Source organism: Microcoleus sp. AT3-A2, assembly GCF_036705685.1.
Classification (GTDB): domain Bacteria; phylum Cyanobacteriota; class Cyanobacteriia; order Cyanobacteriales; family Microcoleaceae; genus Microcoleus.
In genome coordinates, this window is sequence record NZ_JAUBVF010000037.1 from 36,804 (window position 1) to 58,266 (window position 21,463).

At 46.7% G+C, this 21,463-nt stretch carries 21 protein-coding genes; 14 read left to right on the forward strand and 7 right to left on the reverse strand.

The window, feature by feature from the left end:
* Positions 1–51 precede the first annotated feature (51 nt).
* The gene (locus QUB37_RS19490) at positions 52–204 is read left to right on the forward strand and encodes a hypothetical protein (RefSeq protein WP_333165096.1); all 153 of its coding nucleotides are present in this window, start codon (positions 52–54) and stop codon (positions 202–204) included.
* A 142-nt stretch (positions 205–346) separates the two neighbouring features.
* On the opposite strand, the gene QUB37_RS19495 is transcribed toward QUB37_RS19490, so the two are convergent.
* Complete coding sequence (locus tag QUB37_RS19495; protein ID WP_333165099.1) at positions 347–1,474, reverse strand: HetZ-related protein 2; 1,128 nt, start codon at positions 1,472–1,474, stop codon at positions 347–349.
* A gap of 157 nt (positions 1,475–1,631) precedes the next feature.
* On the opposite strand from QUB37_RS19495, the gene glyS reads away from it, so the two are divergent.
* Together glyS and murD are read left to right on the forward strand one after the other, a co-directional pair.
* The gene (gene glyS, locus QUB37_RS19500) at positions 1,632–3,794 is read left to right on the forward strand and encodes a glycine--tRNA ligase subunit beta (RefSeq protein ID WP_333165101.1); all 2,163 of its coding nucleotides are present in this window, start codon (positions 1,632–1,634) and stop codon (positions 3,792–3,794) included.
* A 437-nt stretch (positions 3,795–4,231) separates the two neighbouring features.
* A complete protein-coding gene (gene murD / locus QUB37_RS19505) occupies positions 4,232–5,578 on the forward strand; it encodes a UDP-N-acetylmuramoyl-L-alanine--D-glutamate ligase (protein WP_333165103.1) in 1,347 nt (448 codons plus the stop codon).
* A 158-nt stretch (positions 5,579–5,736) separates the two neighbouring features.
* Here the strand turns inward: murD and QUB37_RS19510 are convergent, their stop codons facing one another.
* The 4 genes from QUB37_RS19510 to QUB37_RS19525 form a co-directional block, all read right to left on the reverse strand.
* The gene (locus QUB37_RS19510) at positions 5,737–5,922 is read right to left on the reverse strand and encodes a hypothetical protein (RefSeq protein WP_333165107.1); all 186 of its coding nucleotides are present in this window, start codon (positions 5,920–5,922) and stop codon (positions 5,737–5,739) included.
* A gap of 36 nt (positions 5,923–5,958) precedes the next feature.
* Positions 5,959–6,321, reverse strand: coding sequence for a hypothetical protein (locus tag QUB37_RS19515; protein WP_333165109.1), 363 nt, complete (start codon positions 6,319–6,321; stop codon positions 5,959–5,961).
* Entirely contained in the window at positions 6,290–6,472 is a 183-nt protein-coding gene (locus tag QUB37_RS19520) for a hypothetical protein (protein ID WP_333165112.1), read from the reverse strand. Before QUB37_RS19520 ends, QUB37_RS19515 begins: the two co-directional genes overlap by 32 nt.
* A gap of 187 nt (positions 6,473–6,659) precedes the next feature.
* Complete coding sequence (locus QUB37_RS19525; RefSeq protein WP_333165114.1) at positions 6,660–7,070, reverse strand: MAPEG family protein; 411 nt, start codon at positions 7,068–7,070, stop codon at positions 6,660–6,662.
* A gap of 506 nt (positions 7,071–7,576) precedes the next feature.
* Between QUB37_RS19525 and QUB37_RS19530 the strand changes: the two genes are divergently transcribed.
* The 4 genes from QUB37_RS19530 to QUB37_RS19545 all read left to right on the forward strand — a co-directional run bounded on the left by QUB37_RS19530 (position 7,577) and on the right by QUB37_RS19545 (position 11,577).
* Positions 7,577–8,515, forward strand: coding sequence for a DUF389 domain-containing protein (locus QUB37_RS19530; RefSeq protein WP_333165116.1), 939 nt, complete (start codon positions 7,577–7,579; stop codon positions 8,513–8,515).
* A gap of 19 nt (positions 8,516–8,534) precedes the next feature.
* A complete protein-coding gene (locus QUB37_RS19535) occupies positions 8,535–10,112 on the forward strand; it encodes a Na+/H+ antiporter (protein WP_333165118.1) in 1,578 nt (525 codons plus the stop codon).
* Positions 10,113–10,376: 264 nt separating this feature from the next.
* Entirely contained in the window at positions 10,377–11,156 is a 780-nt protein-coding gene (locus tag QUB37_RS19540) for a class I SAM-dependent methyltransferase (RefSeq protein ID WP_333165120.1), read from the forward strand.
* An 85-nt stretch (positions 11,157–11,241) separates the two neighbouring features.
* Positions 11,242–11,577 carry a cupin domain-containing protein gene (locus QUB37_RS19545; protein ID WP_333161892.1) on the forward strand — a complete coding sequence of 112 codons (336 nt, stop codon included), beginning with the start codon at positions 11,242–11,244 and terminating at the stop codon, positions 11,575–11,577.
* A gap of 169 nt (positions 11,578–11,746) precedes the next feature.
* Here the strand turns inward: QUB37_RS19545 and QUB37_RS19550 are convergent, their stop codons facing one another.
* Positions 11,747–12,448, reverse strand: coding sequence for a Crp/Fnr family transcriptional regulator (locus QUB37_RS19550; protein ID WP_333165122.1), 702 nt, complete (start codon positions 12,446–12,448; stop codon positions 11,747–11,749).
* Between the two features lie 45 nt (positions 12,449–12,493).
* Here QUB37_RS19550 and QUB37_RS19555 point away from each other — a divergent pair, with 45 nt between their 5' ends.
* The 5 genes from QUB37_RS19555 to QUB37_RS19575 all read left to right on the forward strand — a co-directional run bounded on the left by QUB37_RS19555 (position 12,494) and on the right by QUB37_RS19575 (position 17,908).
* Positions 12,494–13,003, forward strand: coding sequence for a CdiA C-terminal domain-containing protein (locus tag QUB37_RS19555; RefSeq protein WP_333165124.1), 510 nt, complete (start codon positions 12,494–12,496; stop codon positions 13,001–13,003).
* Between the two features lie 208 nt (positions 13,004–13,211).
* Positions 13,212–14,018 carry a thiazole synthase gene (locus QUB37_RS19560; protein WP_333165137.1) on the forward strand — a complete coding sequence of 269 codons (807 nt, stop codon included), beginning with the start codon at positions 13,212–13,214 and terminating at the stop codon, positions 14,016–14,018.
* Positions 14,019–14,087: 69 nt separating this feature from the next.
* Complete coding sequence (gene psb34 / locus QUB37_RS19565; RefSeq protein ID WP_106333461.1) at positions 14,088–14,255, forward strand: photosystem II assembly protein Psb34; 168 nt, start codon at positions 14,088–14,090, stop codon at positions 14,253–14,255.
* Between the two features lie 581 nt (positions 14,256–14,836).
* On the forward strand, positions 14,837–17,110 hold the full coding sequence (locus tag QUB37_RS19570; RefSeq protein ID WP_333165126.1) for a hypothetical protein: 2,274 nt from the start codon (positions 14,837–14,839) through the stop codon (positions 17,108–17,110).
* 105 nt (positions 17,111–17,215) lie between these two features.
* Complete coding sequence (locus QUB37_RS19575; protein WP_333165128.1) at positions 17,216–17,908, forward strand: response regulator transcription factor; 693 nt, start codon at positions 17,216–17,218, stop codon at positions 17,906–17,908.
* Positions 17,909–18,026: 118 nt separating this feature from the next.
* Here the strand turns inward: QUB37_RS19575 and hemG are convergent, their stop codons facing one another.
* The gene (gene hemG, locus QUB37_RS19580) at positions 18,027–19,514 is read right to left on the reverse strand and encodes a protoporphyrinogen oxidase (protein WP_333165130.1); all 1,488 of its coding nucleotides are present in this window, start codon (positions 19,512–19,514) and stop codon (positions 18,027–18,029) included.
* Between the two features lie 34 nt (positions 19,515–19,548).
* On the opposite strand from hemG, the gene QUB37_RS19585 reads away from it, so the two are divergent.
* Together QUB37_RS19585 and QUB37_RS19590 are read left to right on the forward strand one after the other, a co-directional pair.
* Entirely contained in the window at positions 19,549–19,686 is a 138-nt protein-coding gene (locus QUB37_RS19585) for a hypothetical protein (protein ID WP_333165132.1), read from the forward strand.
* A gap of 576 nt (positions 19,687–20,262) precedes the next feature.
* Positions 20,263–21,453 carry a PAS domain S-box protein gene (locus QUB37_RS19590; RefSeq protein ID WP_333165134.1) on the forward strand — a complete coding sequence of 397 codons (1,191 nt, stop codon included), beginning with the start codon at positions 20,263–20,265 and terminating at the stop codon, positions 21,451–21,453.
* Positions 21,454–21,463 lie beyond the last annotated feature (10 nt).

Below are 21,463 nucleotides of genomic sequence, written 5' to 3' on the forward strand. Positions count from 1 at the left end.
ACAATAGAATTATGTCTTTAATGCACAAGTATTAGAGATGCACCACAACCGATGATTTACGGGCAACCGCTGAATTTAGGATTGGTTAAAAAATCCTCAAAAGTCGATCGTGCTGGTAGTATCTTAACTCAGAGAGTTGACTATGAGCGTCTCAAAGCGCGAGCGTCACGGCAGCGCTACAACATCCCGATCGATCTAACCTGAATTGATACAAGGGGCATCGCGCGGTTTTCCACGGGGAAACTCGCAGAACTCTGTGGTTGTGAGGGAATTGATTTGTAGCGCGGATTCTGAAAAATGCTACCGCCAATTAACAATTAGCAATTGCCCGCCACCCATTACCAATCTACTCGTTGCGGAGCGATTGAGCTGCTAAATAGAGTTTGCTCCACTCGCCGATGACTTGATTGGTTTTCAGCTTTAATTCAGATGCGATCGTCTCTACACTTTTCCCTGCTTTCAGCGATTCTACCAACTGCCGCTGCACCGGCGTGAGGTCTTGTAAATATTGCTGCCACTGAGCCGGAGTCAAGCCCAAACTGTGTTCTTTGAGCGAAGTTTCCAGCCAGTTGGCGACTAATTCCGGTGCTTGTTTGACCGCAAAAACCCGAATCGCGTGGTAACTGACTTTTTCTCGCAAGCGGTAAATTTGCTTGATCGGAACCTTCAAATCCTCGGCAATTGCCTCTTGGGAACGACCTTGCAGGTAAAGCTGCAGCCACCGGGAAGCCAAGGGATCGACTTCAGCAGCCAAGTAATTCTCAAATTCTTGTTGGACAATCTGCCGCTGAGTTTGCTGCTCTTCCCAAGCTTGATTTTCTCGATACTCGGACATCGCCTGTTCGTCTAGCAGGCTGAGCGGTTCGTCTGTATCGTCGGGTAGAACCTGTTCCGACACCAGCCGCACCCAGTCTCCCGCAGGCACTTGGGTCAACCCGCCCCGCTGGGAACGCCGCAGGTAGTTGACAAAACGGTACACCAACAGCGGCTGGTTGCGAATCGGCCGTAAGCAGTATTCTTCTGTGCTCGCTAGCAGCAAAGCATTTCGCAGGCGTCTGTCTGAGGTGCATTCGGCAATCCAGGCGACTTGCTGCTGCAGGTAGCGATCGGAATTGAGCATTTCCTGAATCACTTCTTGTAGTACCTCCACCGCACTCCGCTGTCTGTCGCGACTCAGGGAAACCCACGCTTGGATTTTTTGCCGGAGCACCACCAAACCGCCGAGCCGCCCGATCAAGTTGCGGTAAGCTTTTTCTGGCGGTACTCCCAGATACCGAGAAATCAAAATTCGATATAAAAAGTCGATCGCCCCAGAGGCGACAGACAATTGAGTTGGGCTAAGAGTGTCAAATCTTTCGGGCTTGTCTCCCAACAGCCAGCGGACAACACTCTCGCGGGTGCTAGAATTTTCGTCCGGGCAATCTTTTTCCAGTCGAGACTTCCAATCTTGTCCTAGTCTTTCCGCCAAGGTCATGGGCTGTCGAGAATATTGTCTTTCACCCCCGATTTTACGTGGTATCCTGGATTTTTGAGTATTTTTCAGATATACGATCCTCTTCGAGGGCTTCGCCAACACGCGATCGGATAAATTACCTTAAATTACCCTAAACAAAATTCCATTACGGTGCGATATGCCTAACTTTTTATTAGAACTCGGTACAGAAGAATTGCCCGCCTCTTTTGTCGTAAGCAGCGTCCAGCAGTGGCAGCGACTTGTACCTGCAACGCTGGCAGAAGAATCCTTGACAAATGACTCTATTAATGTATACGCTACTCCGAGGCGTTTGGCCGTTCTCGTGAAAGGGCTGCCAGTTCAGCAATTAGATAGAGAAGAAGAGGTAAAAGGGCCACCCGCAAGTTCGGCTTTTAAAGATGGCAAACCGACGAAAGCAGCCGAAGGTTTTGCGAAAAAGCAGGGCGTAGAAATTGATGCTTTGGAAGTTCGCGCTACCGATAAAGGCGATTTTGTTTTTGTGCTCAAAAAGATTCCGGGGCGGATGAGTGCGGATATTTTGACAGAACTTGTGCCGCAGTGGATTAATAAGTTAGAAGGCAAAAGATTTATGCGGTGGGCCGACGGAGATTTAAAGTTTCCGCGCCCCATTCGATCGCTAGTGGCACTGTTGGATGATACTGTACTGCCAATTACATTGGTGAGCGGTTCTGATACGGTCAAGAGCGATCGAATTTCCCAAGGACACCGGGTGTTATACACCCCCCCTACGCCCCTGGGAGGGGTTTCTATTCCCCAAGCCGAGGATTATGTCGAGTGTCTGCGGGCTGCTTGCGTTGAGGTCGATCGAACCCAGCGCAAAAATCAAATTAAAGCACAAGTAGAAGCCGCAGCAACAAAACAAGGCGGTTACGCCGACATTACCGAAGATTTGTTAGAAGAAGTCACCGACTTAGTAGAATGGCCGAACGCAGTTGTCGGCAAATTTGACGAGGAATTTTTGATATTGCCGCCGGAAGTAATCACCACAATTATTGTTACAAACCAACGGTATTTTCCGATTCTAAAAAACCCGGGTTATCCTGAACTTCTGCCCTATTTTATTACAATTTCCAACGGAGATCCCGCTAAAGCGGCGATTATTGCCGCCGGTAACGAGCGAGTAGTGCGGGCGAGATTGGCAGACGGTCAGTTTTTCTACAAAGCAGACTTAGTAAAGCCTCTAGAGGATTATTTGCCCAAGTTGGAAAAAGTTACTTTCCAGGAAGATTTGGGGACAGTGCGCGCAAAGGTCGATCGTCTGTGCAAGATTGCCAGCCTCATCACCAATCAACTGCAAATCACAGGCGAAGAACAAGCTTACATAGCAAGAGCAGCCTTACTTTGCAAAGCCGACCTCGTAACCCAAATGGTTTACGAACTGCCCGAAATGCAAGGAATCATGGGGCAGAAATACGCCTTAGCAAGTGGCGAATCGGAAGAAGTAGCCACAGCGATTTTTGAACATTATTTGCCCAAAGGCGCGGGCGACAATTTGCCGCAAACTATCACAGGTCAAGTTGTCGCAATAGCCGACAAATTAGATACATTAGTCAGCATCTTCGGTTTGGGAATGTTGCCAACTGGTTCATCCGATCCCTTCGCTTTGCGCCGCGCAGCCAATGCAATAACTAACATTATTTGGGCGGCTCAGTTGCCAGTAAACTTGCACCAGTTGCTCGCAGAAGTTGTTGCCGAATTTACCGCAACGCGCCCGGAAACACCGACGGAGTTGCTGGCTCAGTTATACGAGTTCTTCTTGCAAAGAATTCGGACTTTGTTGCAAGAAGAAAAAAATGTAGATTACGATTTGGTAAATGCAGTTTTAGGAGAAAACGACCCAGAATATACTGAACGAGCATTGAGAGATTTGTTAGACGCACGGGAAAGAGCGCTTTTTCTGCAAGAAATCCGCAATAACCAGACTTTGGATCTAATTTACGAAACAGTCAATCGTTCAACTCGTTTGGCGGCTCAAGGTGATTTGGATAAAATACAATTGGAACCGAAAACGGCGGTGAAACCGGAGTTATTTCAAAAGTCGTCTGAACAAGCTTTTTACGATGCAGTCGTGCAGTTAGTGCCGCAAACGCAGCTATCTAAACAAACTCGCAATTACCAGCAGTTGGTAGATAGTTTGACTGAGATTGCTCCAACTGTCAGCAACTTCTTCGACGGGCCAGAAAGCGTTTTGGTGATGGATTCTGACCCCGAAATTAAGCAAAATCGGTTGAATTTACTGGGTTTGCTGCGGAATCACGCGCGGGTGTTGGCGGACTTTGGGGCGATCGTGAAAAGTTAGAATTTAAAATATTTGAGTCCGCCTGGGATTGAAAACCTCCACTTCAGTCCGCCGGGGGTTGAAACCCCCGTCGAGAGAGCGAAAGTCCTCGCTATCAGGACTGAAACGCATACATACCAAACTTTTCAGTCAGTTTTAACTGACTTTAGCTGTTAGACAGGGGTTTTCAACCCCTGGCGGGCTTGGGGAAAACGAGCGGGCCTGCAGGCAAAACAACTTGAGAAACGTACTTCTTAAAAATATGAATCGGAATAGCATTAAAGCTTACGAATAAACCGAGTAAATCTATTAGGATTGTTGCGGAAGCGCGCGAGTATCAGCAGAGTTCGATCGCTCTCTTAAAAAATAAGCAAAATGGCCAATAGTCAACAACCAATTCAAGGTTAAAATATAAACTTATAAAACCAGGGAAGTTCGCTCCATCACACACAAAACTTATGCCGATCGCTCATATCATTGGACTAGGAAAATCAGGAATTGCCGCCGCAAGACTGCTAAAACGCGAAGGATGGGAAGTAACGCTGAGCGATCGCTCATCTTCCCCAAACTTGCTCGAACAGCAACAGGAATTCGCTAACGAAGGAATTCATGTGGAGTTAGGTAAATCTTTTGAACCAGTCGAATCTATAGAATTAATAGTAGTAAGTCCCGGCGTTCCCTGGGACAGTCCAGCATTAGTGCGCGCCAGAGACTTAGGCATTGAAACAATCGGAGAAATGGCTCTCGCGTGGCGTTACCTCAAATCTCCTTGGGTGGGAATTACCGGCACTAACGGCAAAACTACTACTACGGCTTTAATTGCTGCTATTTTTGCCGAGGCCGGGCTTTACGCTCCCGCTTGCGGCAATATTGGCTATGCTGCGTGTGAATTAGCTTTAGCTGAAAGACAGCCGGATTGGGTAATCGCAGAAATTAGCAGCTATCAGATAGAATCCTCGCCGTTTGTAGCGCCGCGAATCGGAGTTTTGACGACTTTGACGCCGGATCACCTCAGCCGCCACAAAACTTTAGAAAATTACTACAACATTAAAGCGCATTTGCTGAAAAAGTCTGAATTGCAAGTAATCAACGGCGACGATCCTTGTTTGCGGCAACAAGGAGTTGACGTTTGGCCGGATGCGTGTTGGACGAGCGTCAAAGGTGAAAAAGAACTGTTGGGAAATACAGATTTTGGAGCCTATATTCAAGATGGTTGGGTAATAGCTCAAAGCGAGAAAATTCTGCCTGCTGATTCTTTGCGGATGGTGGGAGAACACAATTTGCAGAATTTGTTAATGGCGGTGGCGGCGGCTAATTTGGCGGGGATAGATAAAAGTGCGATCGCCCGGGCGATCGCTAAATTCCCCGGAGTTTCCCACCGCCTCGAACACATCTGCACTTGGGAAGGCATAGATTTCATCAACGACAGCAAAGCTACTAATTATGACGCCGCCCAAGTCGGGTTGGCTTCTGTGAGCGCACCGGCGATTTTAATTGCGGGCGGCGACGCCAAAGAAGGGGACGATCGCGCGTGGATTGATACAATCAAGGCGAAAGCTGCTGGGGTGTTGCTAATTGGGGATGCGGCAGGTATTTTTGCCGATCGGCTCGAACAAGCAAATTACAACGCTTGGGAAATTGTCGAAACAATGGAAAGAGCAATCCCGCGAGCAGCAGAATTAGGCAAACAAAATCATGCTAAAGTAGTGCTGCTTTCCCCAGCCTGTGCTAGCTTCGATCAATACCAAAACTTCGAGCAACGGGGCGATCATTTCCGCCAATTATGCCTCGAATCCCTGATTTAACGGACACCAATCGCGTAGGGGCGGGTTCACCAACAATTTATGCCTAAAACCAATAATCTCGTAAACCCGCCCCCACCCAACAGTCAATCACAATCTACCGCTTTCAAGATACAAGAAGCGGGTTCACCAACATCTTTAATTGGCTAACCATAATCTTCCTAAGCCCCCCCCGTCCATACTGTCTTCCAAATACCTTTAATTCTAGCCTGCTCTTCCCATTCTAGCTCCTTAAAAACTATCATTATTTCCTCATGAGTATAATCAATAATGATAGCCGCCAAATGAGCAGCGGTTTCCGCTTCCAGCATGGCTGTTTTTAACTTTGCCATTGCCTCTTTATCCATTAGCACTAAACTTTGAATATTGACCTCACTTTTATTTTAATTGTGTCTGCAAATGTCTTTTAATTGGCTCTGAAAATCAGCAATCTGTGCAGCACTTATTGTATCAGAAGGCGGCGAGGATATTTTAATTTTTTTGCTGCAAATCTGAGAGAGCAATTTTTCATCAATCTCCAGAATCAGGTCTTCGGAAGCTACATTTTTTTGCAACAAAATTGCGATTTCTCTTTCCAGTTGGCGATAGCCTTGCTCAAAGAAATCTTGAGAGTTAGAACGAAACAAACCGCTATTAACTTGCTGAATTTGGGTGGGTGTCAGCGATTGAGCCGAGACAGCAGCCGGAAATCCCAAAGATGCTGCTAGCCACCAGCTATAAATTATCTGTTTGAGAATGCTGTTCATCACTGTCGGGAGGAGTTTTTACCTCAGTTGGTTTCTCGGCTTCTGACTCGCGTGCTAATTCATCTTCTAGTTCAAGTTTTTCTTGCCACTCGACAAGCTGATGAAAAAGTTTCGGGTTAATTTCAAATACGGGTTTGTTGGTTTCTGACATATTTACTCCTGAAAGTAATTGAAATACTTGAATTTAGCTGGTTCCCTGCCTCTGCCAGGGAACCGCTGTCGAGAGGCTCTGACTCGCTTTTTCAGCAGGAAAATTGGAGGCAGAGCCTCCGGATCTGCGTTACCACGCTGAGCCTGGAAACGAGTAGAAAAACAATTATGTCGATCGGAATTTACGCTTAAACCTTCAGCAGCGACATAATTATGCCAGTTAAAGACCCACCAAGCAAAGCTAAAGTAGCTAAGGTACTAATGCCAAATCCTGCCCCTCTTTTTTCGGCAGCTTGATAGTAACCCCAAGCAAACAAAATGCGTCCAATTATCCAAACTGCGCCGATACCGGCGCCCCAAATTGGGCTGATAAATTGCGAGAACAGCCACAACGAGGGCAAAAATAGAATCATTTGCTCTAAGGTATTTTGCTGAACTCGCACCACTCGCTCAAAGTCTGGGTTTCCTGTCATCTGCGGGGGAGAAACTTTATATTTGAATCTAGCTCTGCCGACGTTGATGGTAACAACGAAGTAGAGAATTAATGCTGAAACAGTAATTAGACTAGGCCAAAGTGTCGCGTTTGCTTCTGCGAGCATGATTCGGTATTATTGGGTGGAGTATATATCTTGATTATAAATCAATTATTTCCGATCGCGTTATTCATCGCCATCCCGTCATTCAAGGCAGGGGATTTGATGCAACTGCTGGGTATTACTGGCGCGGCAATTGCTTTATAGTTCTGGGACATCCTCGAAAACTTGCTGGCTGGGATTTTGATTGTTTTGCCTGCACCTGCACAGGGATACAAGTCTCCGACTCTTGTGGTGAGCCACCCAAAATTTTAGAGCCTAGTTCAACCTCCTCGATTCATCTGTGGAGTAAATCTAAAATCGAGAATCTAAAATCTAAAATTGGTAGAGTAAATCTAAAATTGGTAGAGTAAATCTAAAATCTAAAATCTAAAATCGACTGATCGCACCTGAATAGGGATATAATGCACCGACTTAAGGAGATTACTTTGCTCAACAATATTCGAGATCGTCTTAAATATTTCACCAGGAGCAGGATTCCTCGAGAGCATTTAAAGCAAATACGAGTTGACTTGTTGGAAGAATCAACCCTAGATATTAACTATCTTGTGTTAATTCTCGGCTCCTGTATAATCGCCACCTTTGGACTGCTTGCCAACAGTGCGGCCGTCATTATCGGTGCAATGATCATTGCGCCTCTAATGTTGCCAATCCGAGGGTTAGCATTTGGAGCGGTAGAAGGTAACGTTCTCCTCTTCCGCAAAGGTTTAATTGCATTAGCAGTCGGGACGGTGCTAGCAATTTTTCTAGCTTGTTTTTTGGGAGCTTTGGTACAACTTCCCGACTTTGGGAGCGAAGTTCTAGCCCGTTCTAAACCTACATTACTAGACTTAGGAATTGCGATCGCCGCTGGGGGAATCAGCGGCTATGCGAAAGTTCAGCCCAAAGTTTCTGCTACTCTGGCGGGAACTGCGATCGCCGTGGCTCTCATGCCGCCAATTTGTGTTATAGGTTTAGGCTTATCTCAAGCTAATTGGTCGCTCAGTTTGGGAGCAAGCCTCCTGTATCTTACTAATTTGCTGGGGATTACTCTCTCCTGTATGCTAACCTCTTTAATGGCCGGCTACACGCCCCTGCATCGCGCCGGTAAAGCCCTATTGTGGGCGCTAGGATTGACGACTATACTTGTGATTCCTCTGGGGGTGAGTTTTGCGGAATTGATCGAGCAAGCGCAACTAGAAGCCAGTCTGAAGCGGGCGTTGCTTAACCGAACTATCACTTTTCAACGGGTGGAACTGATTAAAACTGATACTAACTGGTTGACAAAACCGCCGGAGGTTCGTCTGATTGTTCGCAGCAGCGAAGCTTTGACACCCAAACAAGTACAGCTTTTAGAAGCATTTGTCGAAAAAGAAATGGGTCAACCATTCACCCTAATTTTTCAAGTCAGTCAAGTTGAAGAAGTGCGGCGATCGACACTGAATAAGTCCCGCTCGAAACCGAAGCCTTAACTATTTGATTCCTAATTATATGACCCCAGAAACTCTAATTAACGAAGCGACTATCGAGGGCAATCTGAAGAAATTTCTTTTAGTGCTATTAGTTTCCTTAAGTGTGGCAATACTGCCGCAACTATGGGGCTGGTTGCGCCAAATTCCCTACACGCTGCTTTTAGTAATTGTCGGGTTGGGCTTGGCTTTTATAGATGTGCGATTGGTGTCGCTCTCGCCCGAACTGATTCTGTTGATTTTTTTGCCGCCTCTTTTGTTTGAAGCTGCTTGGAATCTGGAATGGTCTAAACTCAAGCGGGATTTAGTGCCGATCGCTCTTTATGCGGTTTTGGGTGTTGTGATTTCCGTTGCTGGCGTGGCTTTTGCTCTCAACCAAATAGCTGGAGTTTCTTTAGCAATCGCCCTGTTGGTAGGAGCTAGTATATCTGCTACCGATCCTGTTTCAGTCATTGCATTGTTCCGGGAATTGGGAGTTGAAAAACGCCTAGCTTTGCTGGTGGAGGGTGAGAGTTTATTTAATGATGGCATTGCTGTTGTTGCCTTTAGTTTTTTGGTGGGATTTTCTTTAGGGACGGATGAAGTTGGCATCCCATTTCTGGTGGGGCGTTTCTTAGCTTTTGTGGGAATTGGGATTACTGTCGGGAGTGCGATCGGTTTTGGTATCTCCTATCTCACCCAACGGTTTGATTTACCTTTGGTGGAGCAATCGTTAACCTTAGTTTCCGCCTACGGCACTTATATAATTGTGGAGGATTTAGGCGGTTCTGGGGTAATTGGTGTGGTGGTGATGGGCTTGATATTTGGCAATTTCGGCTCTCGTATCGGTATGCAGCCCAGTACCAGACTGGCGGTAACACAATTTTGGGATTTTGTGGCGTTTTTTGTAAATTCGATCATGTTCCTGCTGATTGGCGATCGGATTAGTTTTGCTGGTTTGCAAGCGAATTTAGGAGTGATTGGCATAACTGTGGCGGCGATGTTTGTGACACGAGCGATCGCTATTTTTGGTTTAGGATGGTTGAGCAATAGGTTGGCAAAATCTGAAATTTCATTAGCCGATAGAACTGTGATTTGGTGGGGAGGATTGCGGGGTTCTGTATCGATTGCGTTAGCTTTGAGTGTGCCGGAGGTTTTTCCCGAACGGCAAAAAATTATTGGGATCGTGTTTGGCGTAGTTTTATTTACGCTGCTAGTACAAGGTTTAACCACCAAGGCGCTGCTGGAAAAATTGGGGTTGTTGAGCAACCAGGAGTTGCGCCAGCAGTATCAGGAGGCGATCGCCCAACGTGTTGCTCTCAATCGGGTTCTCAAGCATCTATCTGAAGTATCGGGCGATCGTAGAATCGAGCCTGAGTTTTCCAATCATCTCGTGAGTCAGCTTCAAGAAAAATTAAACTTGCTGCAAGCAGGAATCAACCAAATGTACGATCGATCTCCTGAACTGCGACAGATGACTATCGACAAACTAGAAGGGGATTTGCAGGCAATAGAGGCTGATACTTATGCTGAATTTGTGCGATCTGGTCAATTGAATGAGCTGCCTATTTCTGTGTTGCAGCAATGTTTTAAAGAGCGTAATGAGACAATTGTTTCTTAATAGGGCGTTTGTAGGGATAATCCCCGTGATTGTCCCGCTGATATGGAAATTTGGCGTAAGTCATAAAACTCTCAAATTTTTCGTTCCTTGTTAGATTCCGTGTGGGTAATCAAAAACAGTCCGAATTGTTGAGGGGCGGAAATGATATAATTCCAGATATTGTAGGGTTCGTCAGCCTACGATAATTTGAATATGAGCTAGATCATAGAAAGATTTGGGAAAATTTGGCAAACTGAGAGTAAGGTTACATAGGAGGTCAATTCAATGACCAATACTGCTCTCAATTTTAAGACTGCACCCGGACATGAAGTGCTCGCGGCGGCTGGCAAGAAAATGCTGAGGCCAGGGGGAAAACTTGCTACGGAACAGTTATTTGAATGGGCGGATTTTCAGCCTGGGGAGACTGTTTTGGAGTTGGCTGCTAGTTTTGGATATAGTTCGATCGCCCTTGTTGAACGTTTTGGCGTAAAAGTAGTGGGAGTTGAGAAAAATCCAGAGAGTGTGGCCCGCGCTCGTGCTAATGTTGCAGCAGCAGGTTTGAGCGATCGAGTGGAAATTGTCGAAGGAGATATTTTTCACTTGGATCGGATTTCCCAACAGTTTGATTGGGTTTTGGCTGAAGCTATCCTCACAATGCAGTCGCCGTCAGGGAAAGCTAAAATTGTATCGGGAATTGGCGATCGTTTAAAACCAGGCGGCAAGTTTCTCTCTCACGAACTTTTAGCTAGAAACCGAGAATCAGAAATTCACAAAGCTTTATCAGAAGTGACGCGGGCTAATTCAACGCCTTTGTCTGAGTCGGGCTGGATTGCTGCTTACCAAAACGCGGGTTTGCAAGTAGAAAAGTGTCAAACCGGGGCGATGGGACTCCTGAATTTGTCGCGAATGCTGCAAGATGAAGGGTTTTTGGGTACTGTGCGGATTGTGTGGAATATTTTAAGTCGATCGCAAATTCGCGATCGTATCTTAGCAATGCGTCGAGTTTTCCAGCATTACCAACAGGATCTAGGCTACATCGTTATGTCTGCCAAAAAACCATCTTAACCGAGTCAATCGATTTTCGATTGAACAAAGTGAAGCCACTGATAAATTCGAGACTTGTGACCAAATTAATTAATTGTCAAAAACTATGACTACTACTCTTTTACCGCTACAATCTTCAGCAATCCAACTCCGAGACGCAATTGAATATCCCGCCGCCGGAGTGTCGAGCAAAGTTTTAATCAAAGACAATAATTGTCAGTACAATTTACTTTGTCTGGCTGCGGGTAGCGAAGTTGCAGAACACTTTTCGCCGCGCAATGCTACAGTTAATGTAATCGAAGGAAAGGGAATTTTGACATTGGAAGGCAAAGATATTGTCTTGGAACCGGGGGTGTTTGTTTTTCTGCCCGCCCGCGCTCTCCACGCTTTGAAAGCCGAGTCAAATTTGGCATTTATCTTGACACTTTCTGAGCCTCATTAATGCCCTCATTATTCTGTAGGCGCAGGTTTTACCAACCCTAATTGCCTAAAATCAATAATCTCATAAACCCGCCCCGATTCACAGATTTTGGGGCGGTTTTATATAGATAGTGAGTTGCAGTCAAATATTCTTTGTGAAACCTGCCCTAAAAGAATTGGGATGTTAACATTTAGTCTATTTCATCTCCAGAGGCTATATCCTCCAATTTTTCCCAATCCAATACAATAATTTTACCGCCTCGACTGTAGGAGACAAACGGCTTGAGTTTCTTAAATAACCGCACGCATTCTTCGTAGGTAATTCCAATACTGCGAGCAATTTGATAGTAGGGAAAACGTTTTTCTAAACATACACTATTATCCGCAATCTTCGTACCTTGCTCGACGCCAGAGTAATGAATAAATCGGGCCAGCCGCACCATCGCCCTTTCCGATACCAAACCGTGTACAGTCTCGTGCAGTTGCTGCAACCGCTGATTAAACACCGCCAATATTCGCAAAGCAATCTCAGGATTTTCCCGAATTGCTGCTAGCAAAACTTCCCGTTCTGTGGTAAGAACTTCCACATCAGTTTCTGCCGTCACCGTTGCGGGGGCAATGCCGTTGCCTAGCAAAGCAGGTGCGGCAAAGATATCTCCCTGAAATAAAGTGCGGAGAATTGTTTCTTTGCCCGCTGCCGCTGTTTTTGCAACCCGCAGAGAACCGCTCAAAAGAGTGTATAATTTTTCGGGGATGCGATCGCCCTCATACATCACAACTTCTCCCTGTCGGTAACTCCGAATTGCTGTATGTTCTTGCAATCGCTCTAATTCAGTTTGGTTTAAGCTGGCAAATATCCCAATTTCTGCCAGTTGCTCAACAGTTGCTTTCATACATTTAAGTCTACCAGATCGGAGTCTATTGAGAGTATAATAAAGGTGAATTCAGAATATATCGAGACAAGCAGAGCCATCTACGAAAATGCCCAGCCAGAATATCGGCGATATTATTTTGATGAGATAGCTGGCGGATTTGTACTCGTCCACCAAGACCATAATCTTAATAATTCCGAAAGTTTTGTCGCTGAAGTTTTGGCTAAAATGGGAAAGAGAGTTAGACTTTTGAGCGAGCAAGCAGCAGAGGGTGTGAGAACGCCAGATGCTGAGATTGACGGTGAGATTTGCGAATTTAAGGAGTTGACAGAACAAACTCAAAACATCAGAGACCGAGTGCAAGAAGGCATCAGTAGAGCAAAAAAACAAGGTGCAGTAACGGTTATTTTTCACGTAAACCGAAAGAGTTACGAGTTTTGGAAGGTAAACGACGGCATCAGAAAAGCTTTTTATTGGGACGACACACAACGGATTCAGAGCATTATATTAGTATTCAATAGCGAAGAATCTCAAGAAATTACTAGGGAGGAATGGGAAAATGGAAGACGTTTTTAATGAGTTTGAAGAAATTATACAAAGAGGATTAAAAAATAATATGCCGCGAGATGCCAAATTGATAACTGTTGGGCAAATTCTTTATGCAGTTACCCGCGATGAGCTGACAAATAAAGAAGGTTGGCAGCTTGAAGCAATGCTGGGAGGCAGAAAAAACTGGGAAGAGGCACTTGAGTACAGCATTTTTGGCTATCCAGTAGATACAGAAATGCCATCTTTAGACAAACCTCTGGTTATTGCCGGTAAAACTTTTCATTCTCGCTTGATGACGGGGACGGGAAAATATCGCAGCATTGCAGAAATGCAGCAAAGTGTCAACGCTAGCAGGTGCGAAATTGTTACCGTAGCTGTGCGGCGAGTGCAAACAAATGCTCCCGGCCATGAAGGATTGGCAGAGGCTCTCGATTGGACTAAAATTTGGATGCTGCCAAATACTGCCGGTTGTCAAACTGCGGATGAGGCAATTAGAGTAGCTCGTTTAGGTCGGGAAATGGCGAAACTTTTAGGGCAAGAAGACAATAATTTTGTCAAGTTAGAAGTGATTCCCGATGCTAAATATTTGCTGCCAGATCCGATCGGCACTTTGGAAGCTGCAGAACAATTAGTTAAAGAAGGTTTTGCCGTTTTGCCCTACATCAATGCCGATCCCCTGCTGGCAAAACGCCTCGAAGAAGTCGGTTGTGCGACAGTCATGCCTTTAGGTTCCCCCATCGGTTCAGGGCAAGGGATCAACAATGCGGCCAACATTCAAATAATTATTGACACGGTGAAGGTTCCTGTGGTTGTCGATGCGGGGATCGGAACGCCCAGCGAAGCAGCCCGAGCAATGGAAATGGGAGCCGATGCACTGTTGATTAATTCCGCGATCGCCAATGCCCAAAATTCCCCGGCAATGGCAAAAGCAATGTCCATGGCAGCAGAAGCGGGGCGGATGGCGTACTTAGCAGGCAGAATGCCGATCAAAGATTACGCGATCGCCTCTTCTCCCCAAACAGGCACTGTCACATCCAAATAAATTCCTGAATTTTCCTGGGCGCTTTTTTGGTAGAGTTGTAAGCATCAAAAATATTAAGGATTGTGACTGATGCCTTACATCAAAGATGACGATGGACGCCTGAACAACTTTGCTAAAGAGCCGAAGGTGTATGAAGCCGTACCTCCCAACAAAAATCAGCAACGCAACTACATCATCATGGGTATTGCAGCAGCCATGTTAGTCGCCGGTTTGGTGTACGTGGCTGCCTCCGTCTGAAAACTGGCCTGAGACTCAAAGCTGCTTCAAATCGCAATTTTAAATAATCCTTCGAGAAACCATGTTTTCCTTTCCCAAGGAAACATGGTTTTTGTGTTTCAATAAAAGCAGGTAGTTGCGACAATCCTGAAGCGTGCCGAGCGAGCTGGAAAGCTAAATAAGACAAGCATAAATTTGGTGTTTTCCTCTTGGCTGTCGGGATCAGGGACTTGGGTTGCACTTAATCACACTGGTTCGCCACCCACATAAAATTGCCAATTGAAAATCTACAATCCTTTAGTCATCATCGGTGCGATTGACAATCAAGCATCCAGGATACAAGCCCCCGGATTCATTCCAACGCACAAACTCAGGACCCAGAAATAAAAAACCTGTATCCGATAAAAAAGTCGCCGAATTTATCCGTGGGGTCAAGGCTTCAATCTAAAATCTAAAATCTAAAATCTAAAATCGATTGACTGCCTTCGGGGCTTAGTTGTGAGGTATGAGCGATCGAGATTTCAACTCTCAACTCTACAATCTACAATCCAAAATCTAAAACCTAAAACCTAAAATCTAAAATCTAAAATCGGCTGATCCTGATGTCTATTCCTTCCCAAAAAGTTTCTAGCTCGAACAAGCTGATCTACCAACGCTTGAAACAGGCGATCGACCTCAATTTACGCCGTCAAATTTTTATTGCCGCCTGCGACGACTTGTGCTTGCGGGACTGTCTGGCAGCCCGCTTGCAGACAGAATTAGCCGCAGAGAGCGCAGGCTCAGATCCTCGCTCCCCGCTCAACTACCCCCGATTTGTCAGTTTGGAACTCGACTTGAGCGATCCAAATCCTTGGGGATCGATCGCCGCGTGGCTGAGCCAACACCCACCGCCGCAAAACAGAGGCAGCTACAGCCGTTTGCCGGGATTTCAAATTCTCGGGGCAGAACACCTAACCAGGCAGTCAGCAGCCGTGCAGTGGTCATTCCTGAGCTATTTGAGAGACATCGAAGCAAACCTGCAATTGTGCGAGTCTACTCTGTTGCTGTGGGTGTCGCGCCCCTGGCTAAGTTCGATCGAACAATCGGCCCCGGAATTTTGGCACTGGCGAACCGGAGTATTTGAGTTTGAAGGCGAACCAACTCCAGCTAAGGAAGACTTCGGGCACTTTGAGGACTTCGGGAACTCAGGAGACTTGCGAAACTTGCGGGACAGCGGAGACTTTGGCAACCAACTTTTAATATCTTCTTTGTCGGGACAATCCCCAATTCCCGATGAACAATTCCCAATTTCCTATCCCCCGTCCCCAGCCCCTGATTCTAAATCCGTCCAACTGGCAGATGACGAACAATCCCCAATTTCCCATTCTCCGTCCCCAGCGCCTGATTCTAAATCTGTCCAACTGGCAGATTTGGTGCTAGCAGCGGCTTCTGAGGATTTGGAAGCGGAAAATAATCCCGCATCAGAGCAGAATTTTCTGCCACTGCAAACCCTGCAATACATCGAACTGCTGCAAGAACATCAGTGTTGTTCCGAAGCATTGGCTTTGGCTTATCACGGTTTGGGAAATTACTACCGCGATCGCATTCTGGGCGGAGACGTTTCAGAGCAAAACCTGACAATCGCCATTCGTGCGATCGAACAAGTGATTGCATATCTCGACGTTGACACCAACTCGCAGCAAAATCAACCACTAACTGAGGAATGCGCGCGGCTGATTGCCCAATTGACAGAAAATTTAACTCAGTACGCCCAGGAGTCCCACAGCCTACCGCCAATTTCCGATTTGCTCAACGATCTCGGTACTCTCTACTGGATGCTATCGCGCGATCGCACGCAGCATAACGCCTCAGATCCGGTATCCAGCCTTGAACGCAGCATCGCCCTCTACCTTGAAGGTTTGAACCGAACAGATGCTGAAACCGTACCCCAAACCCGCGTTAGATTAAACAAAAATTTGGGAATCGCCTCGGCCGATTTAGCCCGCTATCGAGACAAGACAGAGAACTTGCAACACGCAGTTGCAGCTTACCAACAAGCGCTGCTGGATCTAGACCCCGCTGTGGAGCCTCAGCAGTACGCTGCTGCTCAGAATAATTTGGCGACAGCATACTGGAATTTAGCCCAAGATGGTGAGCCGATCGTATATCTCAAAAGCGCGATCGCAGCTTACACCCAAGCCCTCTCCTGCTACAGTCCCGAACGAGAACCCCTCAACTATGCCGGAGTGCAAAACAACCTCGGTACCGCCTGCTGGAACCTCGCTCAGCACGAACCCTCAGAACCCCTGCTAGTCAGGGCGATTTCCGCCTACCGCGAAGCATTGAAATACCGCACCCGCGAATTAGTACCCGCAGCAGCAGCCGCCACCTACAATAATCTCGGTACCGCTTATTGGCATTTGGCGAACCAGTTTCAGCAGCAGAAACAGGGGCGGACGGAATCATTGCAGCAGGCGATTACCGCCTACGAAGCCGCCCTGGATATCGCCGGAGAGCTCGATCGAACCCAACTCACCTTTGACGCCTTGGCCGCCCGCAACAATCTCGGACTAGCCCACTATCAACTAGCCACCGACCCAAATTTCGCCGCTAACAAAGTCGCACAGACAAGCCATCTAGAAGCTGCACTGCACCACCAGTTGCAAGTGTGTGCCGAATGGGGACAACATCTCAATGACAAAGGGTTAACATATGGGGATAAACTCAACTTGCAAGCCGCGGCAAACTCCCAAGCTGCTGATTCTCGGCAAACAGCATTGAGCTATATTGTCAAAACGATTAGAGCTTTCTATAGTGAATGTGGGCTGCCAGGCCAAAATTTAGCCTTATCCAAAGTTCCTGGAGATTTATTGCCTGAAATTTTGCGTAGGTTATAAATAGAGCTATAACTATTAAAAGCTCAATGTTTTCGAGATTTGTATCCAGTTTTCTATTATTATGGCTGAATATTCTTGCCTAATTCTTCAAGCAAACTTGTGGTCATGGCCCCTGTAAAAATCCTTGTGGTTGATGACGACCCGGCAATCCGAAATTTAATTCACCGTTTTTTGAGCCAGCAAGGTTATCAAGTTGAGTCTGGCCAGGACGGTCAGACTGGTCTGGAATTATTTGAGCAACTCAATCCTGACTTAGTAGTTCTAGATGTAAATTTACCTGATACAACTGGCTACAAACTGTGTCAAGAAATGCAAAGACGCACGGGCGTGTTTGTGTTGATGCTGACCAGCCGAACCGATGAAGCTGACAAAATGAAAGGGTTTGCCGAAGGTGCTGACGACTACATTACTAAACCTTTTAGTCTTGTAGAGATTGGAGCTCGCGTTGCAGCAATTTTGAAGCGCAAACGCATTGTTACTCCCGCCGAACAACAAAGTCTTACTTTTGGAGAGCTACTAATAGATCCGGTTCGCCGCGAGGTAATTCTCGGCAGTCAGATAGTTGCTTTGACTGCTTTAGAATTCGACCTGCTGTACTGTTTGGCCAGCAAACCAGGTCGCGTGTGGAGGCGATCGGAATTGCTGCATGAAGTGTGGGACTACGAGTATGTAGGAGCCGATCGCGTGGTGGATGTTCATATCGGTCAAATTCGCCGCAAAATTGAACTAGATCCTAATCAAATGCCGATGATTCAAACCGTCAGGGGGGTGGGTTACAAGTTTGAGCCAACAACCTAGTAGCATTCGCCGGCACGTCCGTCGGCACACCAGGCAGAAGGCTGTATAGGGGCGGGTTCACCAATATCTCTGATTCACATCCTCGATATTTGTAAACCCGCCCTCCCCACGCCATAATTCAGATCGATCGAGTATCTGATTGTTTGTTCTGCAAATACTCGCCCACTTCTCGTGCACGATCAAAACCCCTTCGCACGCAATCTCCCAAAGCCACGCCGCCAACGTAGTTACTGCACAAATACAGCCCCGGCAAAGATTTTAAACCCTCATCGATTTGTTGCAGGCGATCGAAATGCCCCAAATTGTACTGAGGAATCGCCCGCTTCCACACATTCACTGCTAAAACTTTCGGCTGCGCCGCCGAGGGCTTCAGCAAAATCCGAGACAAATCTCGGTGCACCTCCCGAACGATTTCTTCTGAGTCGAGATTGCCAATTTCCGAATCCGTAGCCCCGCCGATGTAACTGCTGAGAGTTTGCCACCCTGCAGGCGCGCGATCGGCAAATAAACTTGATGTCCAAATCGTCCCCAGAGTGCGAATTCCCTGCCCTCTCGGAATTAAATTTCCAAAACCTACTAATTTACCCTTGACATCAGACTGCGGATATGCTAACACAACGCAGGCAACCGTAGGATAAGTAAAAGCTTGTAAAGCGCTGCTAACTTCCGGTTGCAGAGGCTGCAACAAATCGGCTGTAACGTAAGCAGGCGTTGTCAAAACCACGGTGCGCGCCTCAACTTCCTGCTGTCCGTCGGGCGTCGAGAATACAGCAATGTAAGTTTCGCGTTCTGTACGCTGGAGGCGAGTCAAGTGCCAGTTGAGTTTCACTCGATCGCCCAATTCAGCAGCGATCGCCTCTGGCAAAGCCTTTAACCCCTGTTTGAACGAACCCAACTCCCCCGGCCTAGTCTTAGGAACATTCGGGTCTGCAACAGTCTTTAGCCCCCCCTTGGTAAGGGGGGGTTGGGGGGGTCTTTTCCTAGCAGAAAGCAGCGCCCCCGCCACCAGCCCGCCACCCACATCAGCCATCTTTGTTACCCGCCCAAAAGCCGCCGCCGCGCTAAGTTGTTGCGGATCGCCGGCATAAACTCCAGAAACAAAAGGTTCCACCAACCGCTGCATCACTTCCTGCCCCAGATGACGGCGGAAAAATTGAGAAACAGTTTCCTCGTCACGCTGCTGCGAAAGTCCAGCGCCCATTGCCGGCCCGACAAACCCCAAAGCCCCGAACAACGCCCGCAGTTTCCCCGGAAAACTCAGCAACTGAGACTGAATCATCGCCGGTGGAGTCATCGGCACCGGTTGCAGCTTTTTTTGCCAATAAACATAACGAGGCAATTTGCGATCGGCAAAAATCAACTCTTGCTTCAATCCCACATCCACAGCCAACTTCATCAATTCTGGCGTCGGCGAAAAACTGTTCGGGCCCTCCTCCCAGAGAAACCCTTCGGCTGTCACAGTGGTGATGTTCCCGCCCACACGTCCCTGACTCTCAGTGACTAAAATCTTCAGCGAGGATGCACTCGTTGCTTCCTTTTGAAGTGCGTGCGCCAAACTCAAACCGCTAATACCCGCACCCACAATCAAGGTATCTAATAGTTCCATATTACATAGAAAAATATCGCAATCTTTATGTTACATGGCTTTGCACGGCTTGCGTTCTTTGCTTCGCGTACTGCCAAACCGCTTTCAGATTACCGAATTGGGAATTGGGAATTGGGAATTGGGAATTGGGAATTGGGAATTGGAAATCGGTAAGCTGTCGGGCATTTCTTAAGCATTTTTCTCGAAGGTTGTGGATTAACCTCTGCCCACCTCCCCGTGTCCCCCTCTCTCGATCTCGCTTTTGTATCCGCTGGGTCTGGTTTAAAAAAAGACCATCTGCTGTTATTAAGCTATCTTCCCAAAAATACTATTTCTTTAAAATTTTTGTATTATAGGGAACAGCGCCGAAAATTGCACCGGGAAACGCAGCAGTAAAGTGCCCAAAAAGATTTGAGTGGGTTAAACTAATTTTAGGAAAATTTTAGAGCTTAAGCAAGTCAGCACCCCGCTCGGAAGAGATGGGGCTTTATGCCCTAATCAAAAGACATAGTTGACTAGCTATCGTCTTAACTGATTAGGTTATCAAAAATATGGGTGTAGCTCAAGCTGCTATGAGATCGCGGGTGAAATATTTGAAACGGTAATTGTTCCGTGGAAAGTAGATTATAAAAGTACCAAGTGACCAAGTAGCGCTGTGTAGCAATAATCAATATTCAAGGCGGTGAAAACTGCCTAATGAGTGTTTCCTCGATCGATCTTTAGACACGAGGTTTCCACAATACTAAGCTTTTCTCATGAAAAAATACCCATGCAGGAAGTTATCAACTCGTTTCAGTCTTTTTTCTCTAACTCGGTTGATGCTTTCCTAGAGTGCGATCGACAGCAAAAGTACCTATCGATAAATCCTGTCGCTGCTGCTTGGATGGGATTGGAGCCGGCTGAAATAGTCAACAAAACTAATCAGGAATTATTGAGATTATACCCCAATAATTTGGCGGTGAAAAATATAATCTCGCAGATTGATTCTTGTCTGCAACAAGTATTTATAACCGGGGAAAAAAAGCTGGCAATTCATGAGGTGACGGCGGCAGACGGCGGAATTAAAATTTACGAAACTGCTTACACGCCAGCGGTGGATGCCTCTAGCAAACAGATGCGGGTTTTGGGTGTCGGTAGAGATATCACCAGGCATTACCGCTGGCAGCAGCAGAAAACTCAACAGTTGCGCCGATCGAACCATTTATTGTGGTTGAATGCAGCTAACAGTCCCCTGGCAATGGTGGGCTGGGATGAAGATTTTCGGATCGTTCAGTGGTCGAAACGTGCCGAGGAAATCTTTGGCTGGACAGCCGATGATATGATGGGCAAGCAGTTTGGCGATTTAGATTTGGTTTGCGAAGAAGATAGAGAAACTGTAAGCGCGATCGAGCTTGAACTTGCCACCGGCAACGGCAATACTTCAATTAACCGCAACTATACTAAAAGCGGACAGGTAATTTGGTGTCGCTGGTTCAATTCAATTATTCGCAGTGGCGATACTTTTACCGTGCTTTCTTTGGTGGAAGATATCACCGATCGCAAACGTTTGGAAGCAGAAAAAGCCCAAGCTTCTCGCCTCACAGCAATGGTAGCCGATGTGGGTATTGCCCTCACCCGACATCCTGAAGATATCCTGCTTCCCTGCTGCGAGGCAATGGTGCGAAATCTCGATGTCGCTTCGGCTGAAATTTGGACTTTCAACTCTCAACATAATCTTTGGGAATTGCAAGCAGCCTCGGGAATATCCAATCGCACAGACGATCGGGCTAGCTTTATTGAAAGTAAGGTTAACTCGATCGCCAAACAGCAAAAACCGGAATTTGACTGCGGATTTGAACTGAACAATTTTGGACTCCCAGAGGAAGAATTCGCGAAAGCAAAAGAGGCGCCAAGGGGAGCATCCCACTTTTACAGTCAGTATAAATACTCAGACAATTGTCGGGCTAAGCTGATGGCATAATAGAAAGCAG

What these genes read in the sequence shown, in the direction of transcription:
- QUB37_RS19490 (WP_333165096.1), top strand. Translation starts at nt 52, where the DNA reads ATGATTTACGGGCAACCGCTGAATTTAGGATTGGTTAAAAAATCCTCA.
- QUB37_RS19495 (WP_333165099.1), bottom strand. Translation starts at nt 1,474, where the DNA reads ATGACCTTGGCGGAAAGACTAGGACAAGATTGGAAGTCTCGACTGGAA.
- glyS (WP_333165101.1), top strand. Translation starts at nt 1,632, where the DNA reads ATGCCTAACTTTTTATTAGAACTCGGTACAGAAGAATTGCCCGCCTCT.
- murD (WP_333165103.1), top strand. Translation starts at nt 4,232, where the DNA reads ATGCCGATCGCTCATATCATTGGACTAGGAAAATCAGGAATTGCCGCC.
- QUB37_RS19510 (WP_333165107.1), bottom strand. Translation starts at nt 5,922, where the DNA reads ATGGATAAAGAGGCAATGGCAAAGTTAAAAACAGCCATGCTGGAAGCG.
- QUB37_RS19515 (WP_333165109.1), bottom strand. Translation starts at nt 6,321, where the DNA reads ATGAACAGCATTCTCAAACAGATAATTTATAGCTGGTGGCTAGCAGCA.
- QUB37_RS19520 (WP_333165112.1), bottom strand. Translation starts at nt 6,472, where the DNA reads ATGTCAGAAACCAACAAACCCGTATTTGAAATTAACCCGAAACTTTTT.
- QUB37_RS19525 (WP_333165114.1), bottom strand. Translation starts at nt 7,070, where the DNA reads ATGCTCGCAGAAGCAAACGCGACACTTTGGCCTAGTCTAATTACTGTT.
- QUB37_RS19535 (WP_333165118.1), top strand. Translation starts at nt 8,535, where the DNA reads ATGACCCCAGAAACTCTAATTAACGAAGCGACTATCGAGGGCAATCTG.
- QUB37_RS19540 (WP_333165120.1), top strand. Translation starts at nt 10,377, where the DNA reads ATGACCAATACTGCTCTCAATTTTAAGACTGCACCCGGACATGAAGTG.
- QUB37_RS19545 (WP_333161892.1), top strand. Translation starts at nt 11,242, where the DNA reads ATGACTACTACTCTTTTACCGCTACAATCTTCAGCAATCCAACTCCGA.
- QUB37_RS19550 (WP_333165122.1), bottom strand. Translation starts at nt 12,448, where the DNA reads ATGAAAGCAACTGTTGAGCAACTGGCAGAAATTGGGATATTTGCCAGC.
- QUB37_RS19560 (WP_333165137.1), top strand. Translation starts at nt 13,212, where the DNA reads ATGCCATCTTTAGACAAACCTCTGGTTATTGCCGGTAAAACTTTTCAT.
- psb34 (WP_106333461.1), top strand. Translation starts at nt 14,088, where the DNA reads ATGCCTTACATCAAAGATGACGATGGACGCCTGAACAACTTTGCTAAA.
- QUB37_RS19570 (WP_333165126.1), top strand. Translation starts at nt 14,837, where the DNA reads ATGTCTATTCCTTCCCAAAAAGTTTCTAGCTCGAACAAGCTGATCTAC.
- QUB37_RS19575 (WP_333165128.1), top strand. Translation starts at nt 17,216, where the DNA reads ATGGCCCCTGTAAAAATCCTTGTGGTTGATGACGACCCGGCAATCCGA.
- hemG (WP_333165130.1), bottom strand. Translation starts at nt 19,514, where the DNA reads ATGGAACTATTAGATACCTTGATTGTGGGTGCGGGTATTAGCGGTTTG.
- QUB37_RS19585 (WP_333165132.1), top strand. Translation starts at nt 19,549, where the DNA reads ATGGCTTTGCACGGCTTGCGTTCTTTGCTTCGCGTACTGCCAAACCGC.
- QUB37_RS19590 (WP_333165134.1), top strand. Translation starts at nt 20,263, where the DNA reads ATGCAGGAAGTTATCAACTCGTTTCAGTCTTTTTTCTCTAACTCGGTT.